The sequence below is a fragment of the Rubidibacter lacunae KORDI 51-2 genome, assembly GCF_000473895.1.
Classification (GTDB): domain Bacteria; phylum Cyanobacteriota; class Cyanobacteriia; order Cyanobacteriales; family Rubidibacteraceae; genus Rubidibacter; species Rubidibacter lacunae.
This window is the reverse complement of sequence record NZ_ASSJ01000014.1, coordinates 1-20,138: the sequence shown is the minus strand read 5'-3', so window position 1 is coordinate 20,138 and position 20,138 is coordinate 1. Positions and strand designations below refer to the sequence as shown.

The following is a 20,138-nucleotide window of genomic DNA, read 5'->3' as shown; positions in this document are numbered from 1 at the left end:
TCAGCCACCGCTGGCTTTCCCAAAAACCCGCAAAGGTATTGAAACTTGATTCATATTCAAAACCAGAACCATTAGACAGGTGAGCCCATGCACGAGCGTCGCCATTTCTTCCGTAAACATTGACCAGGTCAACTTTGCCATCACTATTGAAGTCTCCTGTCAGCCAACGTTGAGCCAAGGCGAAGCATTCAAAGGTATTGACACTTGATTCCTCTTCAAAACCAGATCCAGTAGACAGGTGAACCCATGCACGGGCTACTCTGAAGCAAGTTCCTTTCCTTTGACTATGTCCGGGAGGAATGAGTGAAAAGAATATGACAAGAGACGTTACAGATGCTACAGACGTTACAAAAGCTATTAATTTGAATTTAGACAGGTTTTTATTCATGGCTGTAAATGCCTGCAGATATTTCTCAAGAAAAAGACCTAAAAACCTCTTGCTCACGAAGCAAAAAAGTATAACTTGAGAATCTGAATTCGTTGGTCACCAACAAGATTAATTTTCTTGAGCTGAATTTGTCTTCAGTCTGAATACCCTGACATATAGACTATCTATTACCCAAGTGATAGTCGCCGCCTAGCTCACTTGAGATGAGCCGCGTCAAGCAAAGTGAAGCTGAAAAATTTAGTGAATTTTGTAGACTCTGGCTAGGATCTAGTTCTACAAGCCACCTATTCAAAGGGTAACCGATCGCCTCCCACCACCCAGACTCCAGCAATAAATCTTAAAGTGTAGCGACAACTGATGAGAACGGACGAAAGCCCCCAAAGGAACATAAGCTTCTCGTCAGAGATATTACGCGCCGGAGGAACGCACCAGTGCTGAGCGATCTTGGGAAACAGCTGCTGCACGTCGGTGCGATCGCGCGGCACTGCCGAGACAATCATTTGTCTCGGAGCGTTGAACACTCAAGAGATGATTGACTGTGGAATTGGCACTGTCCGGTAACGCAAATAATGCACTAGGAGCCTGACCGATAGAGTCAGCATCGCTTCAGATTTGGAATAGCAAAGAGTCGTGCGCTTCAGTCTTGCTAGGTAATGCCTCAGCCTTGTGTTTTCTCCTTCCACTCGGGTCATATACGTTTTACTCGCCACATGTTCTGTCGCATTAATGAACTTTGGATACACCGGCTAGCCATCGCTCACCCACCAGAAACAATCCCACCCTTGCACGCGCTCCCAGAGCTTCTCAAAGGTTTTGCTGCTGCGGTCGCCAACCATGAAGGCAAGGATGCCAGTCCGTTTAAGGTCAACCACCGTCCATTTTCATATTTTTTCCTTGGAGCCGACGAAGATTTGTAGTTCATCGAGCTCCCCAATTTCAGGAGCTTGAGTCTCTTCAGTGGGGAGCTGGGGGAGCACCTATGTACTCAAACGGATCCAATTGATGACGGTGTTGTGGTTAACCCCAGTGCAACGTTCGATGCTCCGGTACCCCTGCCCCGCGACATATCGCGGCAAGCAGTCTTCCCGAACCTCCGGTGGGTAAGCATGTTGAGAGTAGGACTCGACAAATTGACGGCCGCCGTCCTTGCACTGCTAGTTTTGCTTGCCACAACGGTGTACGTTCTTACGAATTTGATGGGATTGGCAATTAGGGCATCTCATGCTTACATTGTGCAATGCCCAGGTTGCTTACTTAGGACGATTCTGCCCTTACTAGATATAAATGAGAGCTTCTATATTGTTACCGTCTGGATCGAGTAAGAAGGCGGCGTAGTAATTGGGAGCATATTCCTCTCTAAGCCCAGGAGGTCCGTTATCTGTGAACCCCATTGATGTACCAATTGAATGAAACGCATCCACTGAACTTGTATCCGATGCGGTGAAAGCGATGTGGCAGTTCTGAGCGTGGGATGATTCTTCTATGAGGAACCGTACGTTGGATTCGTCCGCCAACCCAAATCCAGCTGCTGATTCGTCGGACCATTTGAGCTCTATACCCAGAGGCTCCAGGACGGATGCGTAGAACTTGACTGACTCGACAAATCTTACTGTCTTGATTTCAAAGTGATCGAACACAGCCTTTTCCCTGACTCGGTTAAATCTCTAGCGCGACCCTACCGCTACGTGCAGCTGCAGCTTCAAGTTAGGCAGCGTTTGAGTCATGGCTTCTCCTTGGGCTCCAGCACAAAGTCTGCACCGGAGTAACCATGTGGCCCTAACTGTGCCTGGCACACAGCGTCACATGCCTTAAGAAAGTCCTGGAGTACAACTGCGTCGAGGGGGCACCTTGCTCCCTGTTCGTTTGTCAGTAGGCTCAATTCACCCATCACGGCACCAAGCTCAATCTCCCAACACCCGTCCCAGTGTCGCGAAAGGAACTCAAACATAATGAGGTACGCATCACGTAGGACGATCTGCTGCTCAAATTCTAGGCTATTTAGATCGAGTTCTTGCATAGCTTTCACCCCAGAAAACATCCATCCTTGAAGCTACCGGCGAGACCTGATGCCCGAGCAAAGCTAGTGCTTAAGCAACCACATCCTTTTGCAGAGATGTGTTAATCCACAAGCCTATCCTAACTGAAGCATCTCAAACTTAACTGAGCTTATCAAAAACTTCTGACTTCTAAATTAATGATTTCAATGCCATATTTCTGACGTAACCATTCTTTGATTTGCCATGCATGTCTAAATTGCCGAGTTTTCCCTTCAGAGTCGCAATATACATGTCCCTCACCATCTGTCTCGACAATAAGGCAGCAGCGCTTTCCCGTTCTACAAACCCACAGTGAATCGTAGTCTCGATCCTTCAAAACGTCATCGTGGTTGCACATTTTCTGGCGAAGCCAAACGTCTAGAATCTGAGCCGCAGCAAGTGCAGAAGGCCGAGAAGATTCAGTGCGACTGTCTGCTATAGCGCCGAGTCAGGTTTGTAGTGGTTTCCTAGCCCGAAGCATACCCGATAGCATCCAAACGAGCTAGCCTCAGAAACAACTCTTCAATCGATACGGAGATCGAGAAAAACATGCTGGAGCCTCTCAATGGTAATATGATTTTCGCAAGAGAAATGCCGTACTTGGGAACGCACCAGGGCTGACCCACCTCTGGAAGCAGCTGCAGCTTGTAGGGGCGATCGCGCAGCCCTACCGAGACAAGACTCGTCTCGGAGCGGTACGCTTGCACCAGTGGGTGCATAGAGATGGAGCCATTATTCAGTGGGGAATTCCAGGCAGAGGGCAAGATGCTGGAAACAGTGCTGGAGATTTCAGCGAAAGGATTTGGGGGAGCGGCGATCGCAACGCTGAAAGAACTGTGAAGCACGCGCCTGAATGAACCGTTCCAGCAGCTTATCTATTACGTTTTCAGGAAATATAATCAACGGTATCTCGAACGGCACGGCATCCTGTAAGTATTGGGCATGGACCAACCTGTCTCCCAACAGATGTCTATACCGCCGTGAGCATCCTAGACGCGCGTGAATTCCCTCGATTTGCTAGTGGAGAGGGACTCGAAGGCAGTACCGAGAGAGCAAAGGGAGCAGGCTCGGGATGATGGGTGCTGAGGGGCTGAAATGGGGGCGCAAGGATTACTTCAGCACTGAATAGATTGCCAAGAGATGCAAAGCAAGGGAGCTGGAGCATTGCCCCAAGCTGGGACGTAGATCTACATAGCGGGGGTGGAGTGGTTGCTTTTAGGAGGAGTTTTTTTGAAACTTTTAATCCCTTTTCGGAATTCCTATTCCATGAAGAGAGGCATTGTTGAGGGTAGCAGAAGATCGCTAGGTGTCTTCCCTACTCCTCCGACAAATGCAAATAACGATAGCGATTTGGTGAATAGACGGAATTGCCAATCAAACTAAGGCGTTTGGATTTTTTTTGTGGCTGTACTATTCATGGCGCTTACTAAAGCGAATATGGCTAGCTCAGCACCGTATTTGCACCAACTAGTCGAGCGTAAATCAATCAGCACCTGCACAGTCTCTTTCCATTGTGGAGAGTATGCAAAAAACATGGCAAGATAAGTTGACATGGTGACTACCCGGAAGCCAACCTTGCCTTGAGAGAATTTTGATTGTCCATCAGTTTTGTGTGTTTTTTCGTTTTTCAGGGACTCTTCTTTACAGATGCTTGTAATATTTCGATATTCTCTATCTCCAGGATGCCATTACTTTCAAAATCAATGACTATTCGCGCTCTGGCAGGGATATCATTTCTCTTAAAATGGGCGAGGATTTCAAAGGTATGTAAATTATCTTTGGACGAAATACCAGTTGACCAAGACCGATTTATCATTCCTATTGGACTTTTCTCCCACCGTGATAAATTGACCACAATACTTTCTTTTGTTTTGAATGCCTTTGCTTTGAACCGACAAGCCAAGATGCATTCCGGAACCGTTGGCTCAGCAAATTCAAATAATACAACCCTTCGCATCGGATCGATGTTGGTTATAGATTTGGGTTTGTCTCCATAGGCTTCGATTCGCCACCTATTTTCACCGATAGATGTAATACCATCTGTTTCTACGGTTAAATCATCAACCGTGAATTTGCGAATAGAAATATAAGGTCCATCGGCTTCCGGAAAAGCAAAATATTTTTCTACCTCTTTTAAAGTTTCCTCCACTTTAGAAGCTATTGTATCTTGAAGATTTCTGAATAAATCATCGAACATGATTTTTTGAGGAACCTGTAACTCTTGTTACTCCTATTAAATCATACAAGTTATTAGTAGACAACATGTATTGTTGATACAACTACTCGAAACTTTTACTGTTGGGAACTTCGATACATCGCTCAATCCCGAAAGTCGGCCAGGGCAGCACGAACTTTTCAGCTGCCAGGTCCCCAACATCCGGAAATTTTTCAAGGTGCTCTGATGATTATCTTTGGAAGCGCGAGCACATGAGTGCCCCAGTAAAGAAGTCCGCACAATACCGGTTCGGAGGGGTGCATGTCATCTTTTAGGAGAAAACTCAGAAGCCCCCTGACCCTGTAAACAGTCTAAGTTCCCCGCACAAGCTAGTTTCTGGCACACAGCAAGGCGTCTTTACACACCTCTGCGGAATTATCTTTCTAGAAAGTGATCGATCCCTGCAGCTCGAGGAGCCATTAACTTAAACGGAGGTTTGGCAAAGCGATCGCCTGTGGGTCAGGCACATCTGCTAGGGCTGAAAGTATGGGGTAGCAATAAAGTCCCCTCGCGATCGCCACCTTCACACATCGGTTCTCGGGTTGCCTGCAGTCTTCCTCCTCAGTAAGCCAAATGACGATCTAGTGGCGGTCGAGGAAGAATATATTGCGTCCGCGATCGCTCTGGCTAGCTTCGCAGTGAATTCGTTCGCGGGTCTTCCATGCTGAGGGTTTCACCCCAGATTCAAGGACAGTCCCAAGAGTTTGGCAATCTCGGGCAGCAGACGGCGGCACTCGGTGACAAGTTGAGTTGCCGTAGGCAGATTTTTGGCTAGCGCACTCATTGTCCTCAGTGCGCGTCCGCTTTGCTCCTTAGCTGCAGGGGTCTCTGGTTCTTGGCTCGCTCCGACCAGGATCTGCAGCTGTGCCAAGAGGTCGGCTTTGTCGGTGTCGGAAATCTCCTCTGACGCGATCGCCTTACTGAGTTCTTCCAGCAGATTCTTGAGGTCGGCTTGGCGGTCGTCGTTGGCAGGCAGCTGCTGGATGCTCTTGGCGATGGTGCCGCTGATGGTGGCGTTGTCACCGATGACGTTTCCGATTGCATCGCCACTTACTTTGATAGTCGGGCTCTGGTCGGAAGAATTGTTCATAGCTTTTGCGCCTGCTTGAGCGATGAGTTTAACGACGGGATTGTTGGCGGGAGTAAGTATGGAGATGATTTCTTTGATATCGCGGATGCTTTCTCTGGCAGACTCGAGGCGGGCTTGGTTTTTCCCAGCTTCGAGCCCGACTTTGTAAGCTTTAAGGAAGTCTCGCTCGACTTTGGCTTTGTCGGTGTCGGGAGTGACGGCAAGGGTGACGAGGGCGTCAGTGCCTTTCTTTGCTATGGACTGGATCGAGTCGAGAGTGATTTCTGGGTGTTCTGCCATCAGCTTGCCGAAAGCAGCGAGGAAGGCGTCGGGGTTGATGCCGTCACGGATGAGAATTTGCACGGCATCCATAATCTCGGTGTAGAGCTTTCCGAAGTCGCCGGGAGCGAAGGTGGCGCTTGGGTCGTGGGGGCGGCGCTCTCGACTGCCAAGGTGATTTGGGTGCTCTAGCAGGAAGACGAACTGGCAATCGACGTTGGTAAGGGTGGTCGTCGGGTCGATGTTCCAGGCTTCCAGGCAGGCTCCGGTGAGATAGGCACTGGTGAAATCCACGCCGATGCACTGAGAGCTGGTCAGGTTTGCGTCTTTGAGGTTGGCAGCTTTGAGAGTGGCGTCAGCAAGGTTTGCTCCTTTGAGGTTGGCACCTTCGAGGTTCGCTCCGACGAGGTTCGCACCTCTTAAATCGGCGTACTTGAAGTCTTGATTGTAGCCATTGCCGCTGACGAGCAGAGCACTGACGTCAATATTGCGGAGAATTGAGAGACCCGAGCTTGCGAGGTGCAATTTACGCGTTTCCTTCCAGCAGGTGCGCGTGATGACAGCTGCGTTAAAGCTTGTGCTACCGAGAGTTGCGGCAGTGAAGTTGGCATTAGTAAGGTCAGCTTTAAGAAAATTCGTGCCGCTGGTAGACCCGATTAGGAGTGCAAGGTTGCGAATCCATCGGCCTCGGTCGTCGGGGCTCTCTACCGCGCGCCTTCCGACATACGCACCAGCGAAAGTGACAGCGAAAGAGAACGCGTGAGCTCCAATGATATTGATAGCTCCTCCGACACCAACAGTAACAGCTCCACCGGCAGCTCCAGTGATAGCAACAGCTCCACCGGCAGCTCCAGTGATAGCAACAGCTTCTCCGACAGCTCCAGTGATAGCAACAGCTCCTCCGACAGCTACAGCTACAGCAACAGCTCCACTGACAGCCAATGCTAGTGCGACAGCTCCAGGGACAGCTCCAGCGACAATTCCAAATCCAGCGAAAGCTATTACTACTGCGGCAGCAACTCTGACAGCTCCATCTCCAGGTTCTTCAGCGATACCTCGGCGCAAGGTACACATTATGAAGGCGAACGTGACCGTTAATCCGCACCAACCAAAGATTTGGTTGAAGCTAGAGGTGCCGAAAATATTCGATACGGTGCTACCTGCATAGAAGGTCAAGATTCCCGCCATAGTGGCAAGAACAAACGCGATCGCCAACAACCCCACAACCCAACGACGCTGAAGCCCGGCTTTTGCCCTAGAGAAGTTCGCTCCGCACAACGTTGCTTCCGAGAAATTCGTACCTCGAATGTCTGCCTCGCTGAAATCCGCCCCACTGAGGTCGGCGTTCTTGAAAGATTGCCCTCGTAAGTTGAAGCGGCAGAAGTCTCTTTCCCCCGCTGCGTATCGTCTCAGTACTTCTTTGGCGTTCGTGCGGTTCGCCATCAATCGCCACCTCCTAACTACACCACAGCCAATTTTGATGCTTCCGATTGTATGCCAGTAGGAGTAGGTGTGTTCGCAATCGCGAGTTATCTTCACAGGTGCCGTGTACGAAGCATCACCCCCCGTCGTCAGCCCTCCAATTCCCTTCGGCGGTACCGCTGGTGCGGCCTACCAACAGCCCCCTTGAAACAATTCGGTGGCGATCGCTAAGTCCGCCGACGCACATTTTGAGCAGGACGCAGCGCCGCGATCGCACCGGCTAGCTTCGCTGTGTATCGGTTCGCGTGTCTTCCAAGGCGGGAGTTTCACCCCAGATTCAACGACAGTCCCGTGGGCACTTTTATAAGTTGAGAATATAAATTGCGAGACGGAGCATATTGGCAGCTGAAATGCTCATGCTGCCGTGCCAAACTTCGGTCTTGGGCGAAATAATCGGGTGCCCGATGCAAAGAAGCAGACGACTCAGTCTCCGCTGAATTTTTCTTTAGGCTTTCGCCCGCTCACCTCAGTTACTATTTCAATTGAAGAGTTGCTTCAGAGGCTGGCTTGTTGAGGGGGAGTGTGGGAGGCGCGCCCGATTTTTGCGTGGAACATAATCTCATCACGTACAAGAGTGAAGTGGCCGAAAGCAACCATGTGCTCATTGAATATGAAAATTATTCGAAAGTGGCACCGGGTCATTGGCGTGTTAATTCATACAGCATTTACGAAGGCTAGAGGATTCCTGTGGCGATTGATTTGTATGTTGAAGGAGACAGGATGCGGGAAGTCACGACTGGCGAGGAAGGCCACCTGCAGATAGCAGAGCTTGTGAGATACGAATGATGGTAGATGATATATCGCCCACCTGAGAGTTTCTTCGGTTATGAGTGCGCATTCTAAGGCAGCGGAAGTTCCTAGTCTTCCAAGGTTATCGACAAACAAAATCAGAGCGGACCCAAGCAACCCACTGGTTCGTTCCAATTTTCAGCCAGGTGCTTCCGTCCGCTGCGGGACTACTTGAAAAGACAGTAATCAGCTCTCCGTCAGAGACCGTGTAATTGCGCTGTTCAAAACGAGCAACGACTCTCTCTCCCCCAGATCCGACCTGAATTAGTCCTTTAGGATAATTAATTCCTGGTCCTGTACGTAGGTTTACACTAGACCCTCTAGTTCTCGTACAAATAAGATTTGAATAATCGCCTGCGATCGCTGGCAAGAAAGAAGAAACAACGAAGATGATTGAGTTGATACTGACTAAAAATTTCTTCCACATTGGAGATAGCATCCTTGCGAAGGAAACAGGCGAAGTGACGATAAAGGATTGCGCAGCTTGCTAGTGGGGATTATTTGGGGGCTATTTTCCCGTACCATACTCGAGTCGCTGCAATCTTCTTAGACAATGATAAGTCATCCCTCCGAGCTGAGGTACCGGCGATGAGCGATCCGGTTATCAAGTTTGGCTTGCGCGTGATGAAGCCGGTTTCGGTGTGGAATCAGGAGTTGAAGGCCGACTTTAGGAACCTGTTCAAAGCACTAGGCAAAGCCGGGGGAGATGAGGTTTCTGGCAAATGGCTCGGGGTGGGTAAAGATTCCGTTGATGCACTGTTCGCACTGGGCTTGAAAGTAAATGAGCCGGGACAATTGAGTTGGAGCCTGATTTATAACTCCCTGCAGCAGGCCACCGTATAGCTGGCGGTCGATTCTGAGGGGCTGCTGCCCCCGATGCCCCGGAGGACTTAGAAACCTTTTGCGATCGCTTGGATTTATCCGTGTTGGAGGCAACCGAGGTCGCGATCGGCGAGAACTTTTTCGCTCGCCCCCTAAACTTGTCGCTCTGGAGCCCTGGCAGCAGCTGTTGCAGCAGTGGTTTATGGGATTTGGGGCGGGCGAAAGGGTGGCCAAGACACTTGGGGAAGAAGAATCTCGACACCCGCACACACCTGGCAGCGATCTCACCCTACGACTGCCTACTGGTCTTCAGCGTCGCGTATCCAAGCAAAGCCAACAAAAAAGGCGTTCTCAACGCTGAGGGTTGGGTGGGTGGATTCCCGACGAGGTCAAAATCCAGGGGGACTAAGAGTTTTAGGGGTTGCAGAGGGAGTACGTCAACGTAGAGATTCCGCACAAGAAACCGCTGGGAGGACAACTGACAGCAGAGCAGAAAGTGGAGAACCAAGCCCGAGCGAGGGAGCAAGTCCGGTGCGAGCATGCCGTTGCGGGACTGAACCGATGTGGCATCGCATCACAGATGTACCGGAATCGGAAGTCTGGATTTGTTGACGGTTCGATGTTGATAGTAGCAGGGCTGTGGAATTGTTATCTGATAGCAGCCTGAGCGAACGAGGGGGTGATTCCGAGCAGAGTAGACTGCAGCAGAATTTATTTCACAACAAGAGTTTTAAGATGATGCGAACTGCGCTAGGACTGCTAGAGTGAGGTGCCCGTTTCCCTCTGCACTGCCCATGACCAGTAAGCCCTTTGACGCTTACAGCAAGGAGTACCTGCAAGAATTATTAGCTCCGACGGGAGAGGTTGTCGCCGGACTAGAGAGCCGGGATGAGGCGCGCCAAATCGATGTTTGGTACGTTCCCGATCCACAGCTTACAGCCGATCGCCTGCAGCTCGGACTGCTGGGTCGTATGGCGGCGCAACCGTGCATCTTCGAGCCCTACAGCCATCGCCCCGACCTCAACCAAGTGCGCAGCTGCGTGATGAAGTTGCTGGTGACCCTGTTCGATGCGCTCAGGGCAGCCAGCCGCGATCGGCTGCCCGCGCCTACAGAGTCGGAACTGCCCAGGCTTTGGATTCTGAGCCCGTCAGCATCACCGACGTTGATGAAGCGCATCGGGGGGAAGCCGGACCCTTCTTGGCCTGAAGGTATCTACTTTACAGCCGAGCTCAATCGAGCCGGATTCGTCGCTCTCGATGGCTTGCCAGAAACGGAGGAGACGTTGTGGCTGCGGTTGCTGGGGCGCGGTCGGACCTTGAAACAGGCGATCGCCGAGGTGCTGGCATTGCCACCAGCGGAGTTGAAGCGAGACAAAGCCCTGCAACTGCTGGCAAGCTGGAAAACTAACATAGAAGGTGTCGAATACCTGAACATTGAGGATCGGGAGCTCGCCATGACGCTATCGCCAGCCTTCGTGGAGTGGGAAAGACGGGCACGGGAAGAAAGCTTGGAACAGGGTCTCCAGCAGGGTCTCCAGCAGGGTCTCCGGCTGACACTACAGACCTTGCTCGCCTCACGCTTCGGTCGAGTGGACGATCGGTTGGAGTCTGTAATCGGGTATTTTGCCGGACTGACTCCTGAGGAGTATACGGAGCAGTTCCCTACCTTACTGAGTCTATCCCGCGACGAACTGGTCGCTCGGTTTGGAGCGCGTGACGGCAACGGCAACGGTGCGTGAATGCGTCTCAAGAAAAGAGTGAGGGTGGAATCAAAACCATGATTCCAGATTGATTGCCATAGCTCGACAATGTAAAGGAACTGCCAGGCGAAGCTGTCGTAGGGTTGTCGGTTCATGGGGATTTGAGTCGGATAGCAATTGGGTCGGGTGTTCCTTGAATCTTGGTACACATGTTTGTTTAGAAGGTTGGGGGATTTGGGTTCTAAAGAATCCCGAACCAAGAATCAAAAAACCTACCGACATTGGTAGTCACTGGGTAAAATCTAGATCGCTGTCAACTGGGGCATGCCGATGCAGGTTTATACAAAACGCCAGTTAGATGAAGTCGCCTCACTTATTAGTGAACGTCTATCTATCCCGAAATACGCTACCGAGGAAGCGGCAAGTAAATTCGGGCTCACTCTGGAAGACTTAAGGGAAGCGGCTCACACCCCCCCAAGCCGAGACTATTGCCAAGTGCGTCCGGAGACTGAAACAGAATCGCAAGATACTGACGGAGGGTGCTAACAAGCGCAGGAAGGAAGCAGAAGCGCGCGTCACCGAGCTAGAGAAAGAGCTTGCAGAGGCGCGACACAGCATATCTGTAGTCCAGGAACTCCGCGGTTTGAGCCGGGAGCAGCTAGCTGATTTGAAAGCCCGCGCCCTGCAGGGGGAGTACGTCGCTCCGGAGAAGGAGCGGCTCACCCAAACTGCACGCCTTCTCAACCAACAGCGAGATGCCTTACAGACAGAGGTAGAGCACCTCAAACAGTCTTTATCAGAAGAAAAACAACGTACGGAGAAAGTCAGGATAGCGGCAGGCAATGCCCTTACTGATATGGACCTCGAGATTGAAAAGCTTCGGCAGGATGCCCAACGCGAAGTGAAAATCGTGTCCAGCTCTCGCGATGCAGCAAAACGGAATCTGTCGGCGCTGCGGAAAGCAGCTGCCCGCCTTGATTTGAACGAGCAGTGGGACCAGATTGTTGCTGAAGCGGGTGTCAGCATTCCAACTCATTAAGGGAGGGTTCCTCGTGGGACGCAAAGCACGTACCGAGGACGGTTTGAGCTATAGAGACTTTCAGCGACGGAATAGCAAGGCTTTCAAGATTTTGTCGGCAGACCGTCGTAAATTGGTGAAGTCTCGCGGGTACCGCAACCTTGGATGGGATAGTGTCATTGCCAGCTGGAATATTCTGCAGGACTACCTCGTACCGCAGCTCCACCCTGAAGTTGCCTCCCTCCCAGAAGACCACCCAGACCGAGTCTATGCTGAGTTATCCGTCCAGCTCGACGAGGAGGAGCGCGGTTTGGAAAGAATCAGTGCCGCGATCGACGAGATGGCAGATACCGCTTTAGCGAAGTCCGCCCGCCTGCGAACAGAGTTGGCGGCGCTTTGAACCATGAAAAAACCAGAGATCCGGTCTTGGGGTAAGGCTGTTTTGCCCAAGCACGAACGAGAAGCCAGGGAACGCAGAAAGTTCTATCGCGGATTTGAGGGATGGTCTGGCGGCACCGGCGTCCTGCGGGAGAAGTGGAGGCTCGCGACCCACCCTCAGTTAGCAGGGAACATCAGGGTCTTCCGTGCTGCAGGTGGCAAATGGATGACTTGCAACGAGGTGCGGGACAAGTTGATGGCCGAGCGCTGTCCCTACTGCGACTGTAAGATGGTTCGCGGGAAGGAGTTCCGTACGGAATCCCAGAAGACCGCGCTCCAGCGGGGATATCACGGGGCTACAGACCCCTCACTTGATGTTTACCTGCACCCAAACTACGCCACTCTCGACCACAAACGGCCGAAGTCTCTCTATCCGGAGTTGACGTTTGAGGTCTCTAACCTGCACGTGGTATGCACCGCCTGCAACGATCGCAAGGGGTCAGAGGTGCTCTACGAAGAGGTGAAGGCGGCTAGGGACAAGTCCGAGCAGCTGCGAAAAGAGCTTACAGAGATCTAACGGAGCGCGGAAGCATCATCCAGAAACCTCTTGAGGCGTTAGGTCTCAAGTAGCGGGCAACATTACTCGCGTCTACTTTGATAAGCGACAGAACTGACTGGTCCACTAAACGCAGGCAATACCATTAGCGCGCAAACTAACTCAATGTCGGTGACACGCTACTATCCCGCCAATGACAGCTTAGTAAAGTTAGCAGGCATTTTTTTCCAACCAGAGAATTAATGAGCTTAGCCAAGCTATCCTTCACAATCGCTCAGATGAAGAGGATACGAGGCTTGGTATTCGTTCCCCTATAGACGATCGATGTCAAGTAAAAAGGGGTTTGATAGCAATTTTAGGTTATTGAATGTAACAATTTCCATTATTGATGGTATTCGGTACAGTAAAAAATAGTATTCTCAAGACAGGAAAAGAAATTGATAAATCAAGAAAGTCTTTGAGCAAGGGAGATAAAATGATATCTCTGTTCATGCTGCTTGAAATTTTGGTACCCACACACGGAAGTTTTATCGATCTTGCATCGTTTCCTTGTACTGTTGAAGTCCGATGTGCAAAACTTCCTTCTGAGAAAGTAAACTACCCAAGAACAATTCAGCCAGAGTACCAGGAGAGCGAGACCTTCCTGCAGGAGATATCATCGGGAAGTGCGATTGCCCTTGCTCGAGGGGATCGAATTCCAATTTTAAGAGGGGAATTCTTGGCTGCAATTTCAGACCCAGTAGCCATCTCTTTGCTTGGGCTTGCGCTTTTAATCATAAGTGTTGTTCTTTTTGTCTATTTAGGTTTCCAAAGCCGATGGGTATTATCAACGAAGACCATCGATCTGAAAAACGAAAATGGATTTTTGAGTTTTGACAGAAATTACATCTATTTCCTAGAGGGAAATATACACTATCGGCTGGGATTTAAGATTTTTATTTTCAGTACGATACTTGGGCAACAAATTAATATAAGCAGCAAAGAAAAGGTTTTAAGTTCAGTAATTTTGGGAGCTATCAGAGACTTAATTGAGGACACCAATTATAGTGAAAATAGAGAGAAATCCGATCGCGATTTTAGCTCATTCACAAATGATATCAGGGTAAGGATTGAACGAGAGGACAAAATAAGTAAAGTCCTGAGACTTGCCGGAATCAAGTTTGTTGGGCTAACATTACGTCGTGTCAAGAAAACACCGTCCATCCTTTTCATAGACAAGAAATTCTATGGCGAGTCTGCATTTTACTCGCTAGATCACCAGCCAGTAAACTCCAAAGTTAGTTTTTGGCTTAAGTTTTCTGACGAAGATAGATTGGTATCCGTGCCATACGGTGAAAAGAGTCCGAATAAAGAGTCAGACATTGTGGAAATCGCTACTAGACTCATTTACTCAAGATTGTATTCTGAAGTCAAGCAAGAGTTTCACAAGCACTGGAAACAACACAAGCTACACTATCTTTGGTCGAGACCAAAACAAAAAAACAACACGGAAATCCTAAATCCATTTCGCAATCAGATTCGGGAGAATTAACCAACTGTCAGACAGAGAGTGATAATACCGCGAGAAATAGTGAAAGTAATAGTGGAATTAACAATTCAACGGAATTTGTTTCTTCGGAATTTGATTCTTCAAATGCAACATTTTGCAATGACATCAACGCTAAACTGAGTCATCTTGGATTTGAAATCATTTACCTTTCAGTGTTGCACGAGCCGAAAGGGGTCAATGTAATGGACTCTCTGCATACTGTAGATGTTGATTTGACAGATGAAGAGGCTATCCGTACGAGAGATCTTTTAAAGCTTGACATCCAGTCCACTTTCTTCATTAAGCCAAAAAAGGAATTTTCAGGGAGATTATCAAGCAATAATGGACTAGAAAAGCTATTGAGCGTTGTGCAAAACTGTGCCGAGCATGCCATTCGCTCAGTCGCAGCCTCTCTGTCAATATCGGAAATTCTCGATTCACAGTATCCACCTCAGCTAGAGGACGAACCATCTCTAACAGAGAATAAGTTTTCCGATATTTCTCTTTCGTCAGATAGATCTATCCGGTCATCTAGGAAGCTCGGTATCACTCCAAATGGGCGAAATAGCTTGATATCTGAAAAGTCGCCAGAATCATTTCAGGCCCTGAAAAGAGAATTATTCTCTGAATTAAAAGCCGTGCTAGTAGTTCCGGCTAGCGAGAAAGTCTCTCCTAGAACTGATGGAATTGATGAAGAGTCGCAGTCTCAAACTAGCATTGAGTCTGCTAACAATCCATCTTCATCAAGCCACTCCATCTCATGTTCTTCAGTTGAAAACCCAGAAATCAGTCCCACCAATTCTGAAACTGCTGCTGGTTTTGTAAAACATTTCGATCTGCACGACAATCTACCCTCTGATGAGCCAAGTAAAAAGATATCGTCGATTGTAGACGAATCCAAGTATATTTTTCCACCTCGTAATATATTTGAGAAACAAGTAATTGAAATAGTTAAGCCTATCTTAGAGTCCCAGGAAATAGATTTTAAAGGTCTGATTATCCATAGTGTTGATGAAAACGACTTATATGTTGAAAATAGCAACGATTATATTGACGTTGTAGGAATTGAAAGAAGAACAAAACGAATACAAAAACATCTTTTAGGGCTCGAGCAGAGCAAATGCGATCATCTAATCTCATTAGAGAAAATTAAGTATGAGCTCGAACGTCACAGATTAGAGGAACAAGAGCTGTTAGCAATCACCGAAGCTGATAAATTTCTTGCTGATGCTTGCCGGGTTGCAGCTAAAGAAGAGATTGCCACAACAGCCGAGAAACTTAAAGAGGTTAGAGCAAAAATACAGAGTAAAATTACTCAGCATGAAGTTAGAGGAAAGATTGGTGCTTTCGAAAACCAGCAAGCTTGGCTGCTGCTTGCATCGATAGCTCCTCAACTCATTGAAAGATTACCGGAGTTGGCCGATCTCATCAAGTCCATGTCTCCCCAGTCAGGCGTCTTGGGCAACTCCCATACGTACATTGCCAATGGTGAAAAGGGTCTGGAAACAATTAAATATTTGGGGGCTCTTCCAATGCTTGAGTTGCTGCTTGATTCCCTGGACAGGAACAACAAAACCGAATCGTTTGAACAACAAAACAACTCTGGGTCAATATCATCAAATAACGAAGAGATAGGTTTAGAAACGGGTTCAGAAAAGCAATGATCGATTCGAACCCCCCCAAGCAAGCGTTGAAATCTCTGACTATTCAAGGAGTGATTGTGTCCTTTCTTTCAATCCTACTTTTCCTGATTTCAACTGGACCCGTTCGCAGTTTAATTGAAAGGAATTATGTTCTAGACTGTAGCTTGGAATCGAGTAATGAGAAAGATACATGCAAAAAAAGAAATGAAAAGCGTATGGGTAATGTTGAAGATGTATTTTCACTCCTTGAGGCCATAGCTATAACTCTTGGCATTGGTGGTGGTGGAATAAGCTTTGCAGGGCGAGCTAGGATTGGCGATATTTGGACTCCAAAATTCCTTCCCGGTCCCGATCGTGAAGACGTAGAAGATGCGAACAACAATACCTTTGCTAACCTTGAAACTTCTGACTCTGTCATCCAAGATTGGGATGGCAACTTTGAAGAAGATTGATAGCTGTGCTTATTGCGACTCTTGCATTTAGCAATAGAGCTGAACAAAAGACTATGTCTTATCAAGAAGTCAAGAAAATATATCTTCACTGGTCAGCTACCTCATATAACTGGTCAAAACCCGGTTCTTACCATACGGTTGTTCTGGGAGATGGCACAATCAAGCGACTGACTGCCTACGACCAGTATCTGTCCAAACATACACTGAGTCGTAACAGTAATGCTGTTGGGATTTGCATTGCTTGCATGGGAGGCAAAATCTGGGTAGATTATCCTCCCACACCCATACAAATTGAAAATATGTGCAAGGAGGTTGCAAATTTAGCTTCCCAACTAGGGTGGAGTCAAGACGACATCACAATTAAGAAAGTGATGACTCATGCTGAAGCTGCTGCACTGCGAGATTTTCGAAAATCTGACGCTGAAAAAGCCAGTGGAGTTTCTCTTAAAACTGCCCTTCATCGAGGCTTACCTCATGAAAACTACGGTCCTATGCGTTGGCATGATGGTTGGCCAGGTGGAACGGCACTCCGCTGGGATTTGTGGCAACTTCAAGAAAGCGATATCGGCGGGACTGGAGGTGCTACCCTACGTGACATGGTTAAATCCTACATGGCTGGGGGTAGGTTTTCGCGGTCAACCAGAATCTCTGTGGACGACCTGCGTGCCTGCCCGCTCCACATCAATGGTCGGAAATCTCTAGAGGCATATATCTTCACTGATGACTCTTGCTACGCTAAACTTGCTGACTTAGCTAAGGCTTACAAAATTGAGATCGAATGGAATAAGACTAATCGCTACGTCAACTTGGTTAAGTCTAATATTCGTGAGCCCAAGTTCTCGACTGATTCCCTCTTGCTAAAGGGATATCCCATAGTAGACATATTCATCAATCGTTCTCCCCATTCGAGCCAGCCTTTTATGCAAGGCATCATCGTCAATAACTCTACCTGGGTCAAAGTAGACGAGTTTGCCAACGAGTTGAGCATTATTATCGATGTTGCTGGCGATTTTAGCTCTGTTCGCCTCGGCAACCTAACCGCTGCTGATGGGGGCTCACTCAGTGGGACGAACGTGTCAACAATGATTTGGGTCAAACAAAAAACCTCCCTCAGAGCCCAGCCTTTATCCGAACGCAAAGTTGTTGCCAAAGGCTTGCAGAAGCAGATGGCCACGATCGTACCTGGGAAATATATCATTCGCGATTACCAGGAGGAGGGAGATTACTTTTGGGTTAAGTGGTGCGATCCCAGAATATTGGAGAGAGACGGAGATTATATCCATAGCGATCGCGCCGAGATAGTTGTTGGTTCTGGCCGCGAATCTTCCGTAGTCAAGAGTCTAGCCCCAGCCCTGAGCTAGAGGCTGATATGGGGGCCGCGGACAAACCCGATCTCCCGCCAAGAAGAGAGGCTACACGAACCACAGGCCAGCCCTCGCCAGGAAAGGCGATGCATCGGTGGGATGTTGCTTTAAAAAATGCTGAAACTTCCGGAGCATCATCTCGGACGGCCAGACAAGATGGACTCTCGGCAGGAATTGAAGCTTCCCGACAAATGGCCAAAACCGATCTACCTAGAGTCCGGCAATACTTACAACGCTTCTACGCGATCGCTACGAAGTACGAAATCCCCCCTGCAATACTTGCAGCCATTGCTAGCCGAGAGTCGCGCTGTGGCAATGTTCCTCCCTTGACCAAAGCCGGGTACGGGGATGGCGGCAACGGTTTCGGAATCATGCAAGTCGATCGCAACTACCACAAACAAGCCGGGCTAGGCGGAGACCCTGCTAGCGAAGCTCATATCGACCAAGCTGCCAAAATCTATTCTGACTTTCGGCAAAATATCATCTCTCGATTTCCAAAGTGGAGTGAAAGCAATTTTCTTAAAGGAGCTGCCGTTGCCTATAATGCCGGTCCTGACACCGTTCAAACCATCAGAAATATGGATAAAGGATCGACAGGGAACGATTACGGGTCGGATGTTATTGCCCGAGCTCAATTTTATGCGGATCGTATGCAGTCGCTTGGAGATTGCTTAAAACTGGACTCCGGTGAGGATATCGAACTCTTCTCCTCTAACCTTTTACCGAAAACTAATCGCGACATTGAGAAGATTCTATTGACAATAGAAGAGCCTATTAAGATTGTTGACTGCGATGATGAGATTTTATCAGCTATCTGCGCAGGGTTGCAAAAAGTCAATCTTCTCGAGCCCAAGCAAGTTCTTGATTCCGACGGGCAACGCTTACGCCGAGCCTGGGCTAAATTTAAAAAGCGACATTTCCAGAAATATCCGAGCACGATTGGCCGGGGAAGCGCCCAATTGCTCGTCAAAGAAATTAGAGCTCGCTCAACGGGGTTGGAATCAACGAGCCTAGTTTCTGGGAACAACTATACCTTAACTCCAATAGTCGAGGAAAGGAATGGTGCGCTGAGTGCCAGTAGCGTTGCTTCCAGAACGGGTGAATCCGTTTTGAGATCGATAACGCTAGTGCTAGACGACAGTGTCGGCCGAGGAGGTAGAAATCTCCCCCACGATATTATCAAAGTAAAACAGCGACTTAAAGAATTAGGCTTTAGCTGGTTTAGACCTAGCAACAAGACTTACGATCCGAGTCTTGAGAACCCCATTTGCCTTTTTCAATCCATCATTAATGGTAGTACGAAACTTGGAGGAGATGGACGAATAGACGTCGAGGGAAAGACTCACCAGTGGTTGAGGGCAGCGAATGCCCCTAAATGGATAGAAATGCCAATCGAGGGGCAAGGTTTTATCAACTACGAGCGAATAGATAAATCGGATGACCACGATTTCGGCACGAGCTGGCTATCCGAAACGATTGTAGCAGCGGGACTACATTACGAGCAGAATCATCGCCGAGGCAATCCAAGCATTGCCCCCATTCCAATCAACGATGTAAGTTTGATTCATGGTGGAAATACTCCAGACCACTATGGTCATGAGTGTGGCAACGCCTGTGATATTTACTTACCTCGTAAGGGAGGTGGGTATTCCCTTCCGAATTGGAAAAATGATCAATACGATCGCGATGCGGCTAGAGCAATCTTGAATGCGCTCCGAGCCCAACCGCTCGTTCGAAAAGACCGAATTTTCTTCAACGATTCCGTCCTTATTAAGGAAAGTCTGTGTACGTCCGAACTAAGTCATCACCATCACATTCATTTCGAGATCGGAGTTCCAGACCCCACTTTTTAAATGGTCTATCACCCTAATTTGAAATCTCGTCGATCCTGAATTGGCTACCTTTCTCCCCATTGCGAAACTTTCTAGTGGCTGGAAACTTCTTGGCTATTAGAATTTTCCTTTGATGTCTTGCTCAACTATCTCAAGTCGAGATTCCGCAGATGAAATCAGAATGTTTTAGAGTAAATCAAAAAACACCAGCAGGACTGATTGAGGACTGAGGAAGGTATAGCCAGCTAAGAAACATAGTCTTCCCATCTATGGTGGCAGGTGTGGGATACCGTTTATCCCTCGTTTGGGTGAAATCGTGAAAGAGTTTGGTTCGCCACATCTCTTCATCCAAGCTTCAATCCACCCGTCAAATTGCGACCACTTTAGCACCTCCGAATGTCTTTGACCTCTTGTAGGGCGGTTCGACACAGATGCATCCAGTCGGACCCATCCAAGTCGGATCGACGCGGAAGACCATTTAATTGCGGAGCTGGCAGCCCGCCAGCATTTCAAAGACCTCCCTGAACCTGCCCTTCACTCGCATCGACCAGAATCCCCCTTCAAGTGATTAAAAGGTAGGCAGGTCC

Annotated in this window: 15 protein-coding genes and 1 pseudogene; 10 read left to right on the top strand and 6 right to left on the bottom strand. The window is 48.7% G+C overall.

What is annotated here, in order from left to right:
* From KR51_RS19115 to KR51_RS02950, 6 genes and pseudogenes are all read right to left on the bottom strand, one after another.
* The coding region (locus KR51_RS19115) for a hypothetical protein (RefSeq protein WP_198016672.1) at window positions 1–445 on the bottom strand (445 nt) is incomplete at its 3' end.
* A gap of 227 nt (window positions 446–672) precedes the next feature.
* Window positions 673–888: a hypothetical protein gene (locus tag KR51_RS02975; RefSeq protein WP_022604703.1), complete on the bottom strand. Its 216-nt coding sequence runs from the start codon at window positions 886–888 to the stop codon at window positions 673–675.
* 21 nt (window positions 889–909) lie between these two features.
* Window positions 910–1,611 (bottom strand): annotated as a pseudogene (locus KR51_RS17955) (IS1 family transposase).
* A gap of 51 nt (window positions 1,612–1,662) precedes the next feature.
* Window positions 1,663–2,025: a VOC family protein gene (locus tag KR51_RS02970; protein ID WP_022604701.1), complete on the bottom strand. Its 363-nt coding sequence runs from the start codon at window positions 2,023–2,025 to the stop codon at window positions 1,663–1,665.
* A 2,026-nt stretch (window positions 2,026–4,051) separates the two neighbouring features.
* Window positions 4,052–4,621 carry a hypothetical protein gene (locus tag KR51_RS02955; protein WP_022604696.1) on the bottom strand — a complete coding sequence of 190 codons (570 nt, stop codon included), beginning with the start codon at window positions 4,619–4,621 and terminating at the stop codon, window positions 4,052–4,054.
* 691 nt (window positions 4,622–5,312) lie between these two features.
* On the bottom strand, window positions 5,313–7,430 hold the full coding sequence (locus tag KR51_RS02950) for a pentapeptide repeat-containing protein (protein ID WP_022604694.1): 2,118 nt from the start codon (window positions 7,428–7,430) through the stop codon (window positions 5,313–5,315).
* 1,416 nt (window positions 7,431–8,846) lie between these two features.
* On the opposite strand from KR51_RS02950, the gene KR51_RS02945 reads away from it, so the two are divergent.
* The 10 genes from KR51_RS02945 (at window position 8,847) to KR51_RS17200 (ending at window position 19,572) form a co-directional block, all read left to right on the top strand.
* A complete protein-coding gene (locus KR51_RS02945; RefSeq protein WP_022604688.1) occupies window positions 8,847–9,101 on the top strand; it encodes a hypothetical protein in 255 nt (84 codons plus the stop codon).
* Between the two features lie 773 nt (window positions 9,102–9,874).
* A complete protein-coding gene (locus tag KR51_RS02935) occupies window positions 9,875–10,819 on the top strand; it encodes a hypothetical protein (protein WP_022604686.1) in 945 nt (314 codons plus the stop codon).
* A gap of 628 nt (window positions 10,820–11,447) precedes the next feature.
* Window positions 11,448–11,819 (top strand): hypothetical protein, encoded by a 372-nt coding sequence (locus KR51_RS02930; RefSeq protein WP_156914941.1) that lies wholly within the window; start codon window positions 11,448–11,450, stop codon window positions 11,817–11,819.
* Between the two features lie 13 nt (window positions 11,820–11,832).
* Window positions 11,833–12,198, top strand: coding sequence for a hypothetical protein (locus KR51_RS02925; protein WP_022604683.1), 366 nt, complete (start codon window positions 11,833–11,835; stop codon window positions 12,196–12,198).
* Between the two features lie 3 nt (window positions 12,199–12,201).
* Window positions 12,202–12,753, top strand: a complete 552-nt coding sequence (locus KR51_RS17210) for an HNH endonuclease (protein WP_022604682.1) — start codon at window positions 12,202–12,204, stop codon at window positions 12,751–12,753.
* Between the two features lie 367 nt (window positions 12,754–13,120).
* Window positions 13,121–14,263 carry a hypothetical protein gene (locus KR51_RS02915; protein ID WP_040654978.1) on the top strand — a complete coding sequence of 381 codons (1,143 nt, stop codon included), beginning with the start codon at window positions 13,121–13,123 and terminating at the stop codon, window positions 14,261–14,263.
* Window positions 14,191–15,924: a hypothetical protein gene (locus KR51_RS02910; RefSeq protein WP_156914940.1), complete on the top strand. Its 1,734-nt coding sequence runs from the start codon at window positions 14,191–14,193 to the stop codon at window positions 15,922–15,924. Before KR51_RS02915 ends, KR51_RS02910 begins: the two co-directional genes overlap by 73 nt.
* Before the next feature lie 26 nt (window positions 15,925–15,950).
* Window positions 15,951–16,355, top strand: a complete 405-nt coding sequence (locus KR51_RS02905; RefSeq protein ID WP_156914939.1) for a hypothetical protein — start codon at window positions 15,951–15,953, stop codon at window positions 16,353–16,355.
* A 53-nt stretch (window positions 16,356–16,408) separates the two neighbouring features.
* Complete coding sequence (locus KR51_RS17205) at window positions 16,409–17,716, top strand: peptidoglycan recognition protein family protein (protein WP_022604675.1); 1,308 nt, start codon at window positions 16,409–16,411, stop codon at window positions 17,714–17,716.
* A gap of 194 nt (window positions 17,717–17,910) precedes the next feature.
* On the top strand, window positions 17,911–19,572 hold the full coding sequence (locus tag KR51_RS17200) for a lysozyme family protein (RefSeq protein ID WP_051358046.1): 1,662 nt from the start codon (window positions 17,911–17,913) through the stop codon (window positions 19,570–19,572).
* The last annotated feature ends 566 nt before the right edge of the window (window positions 19,573–20,138 follow it).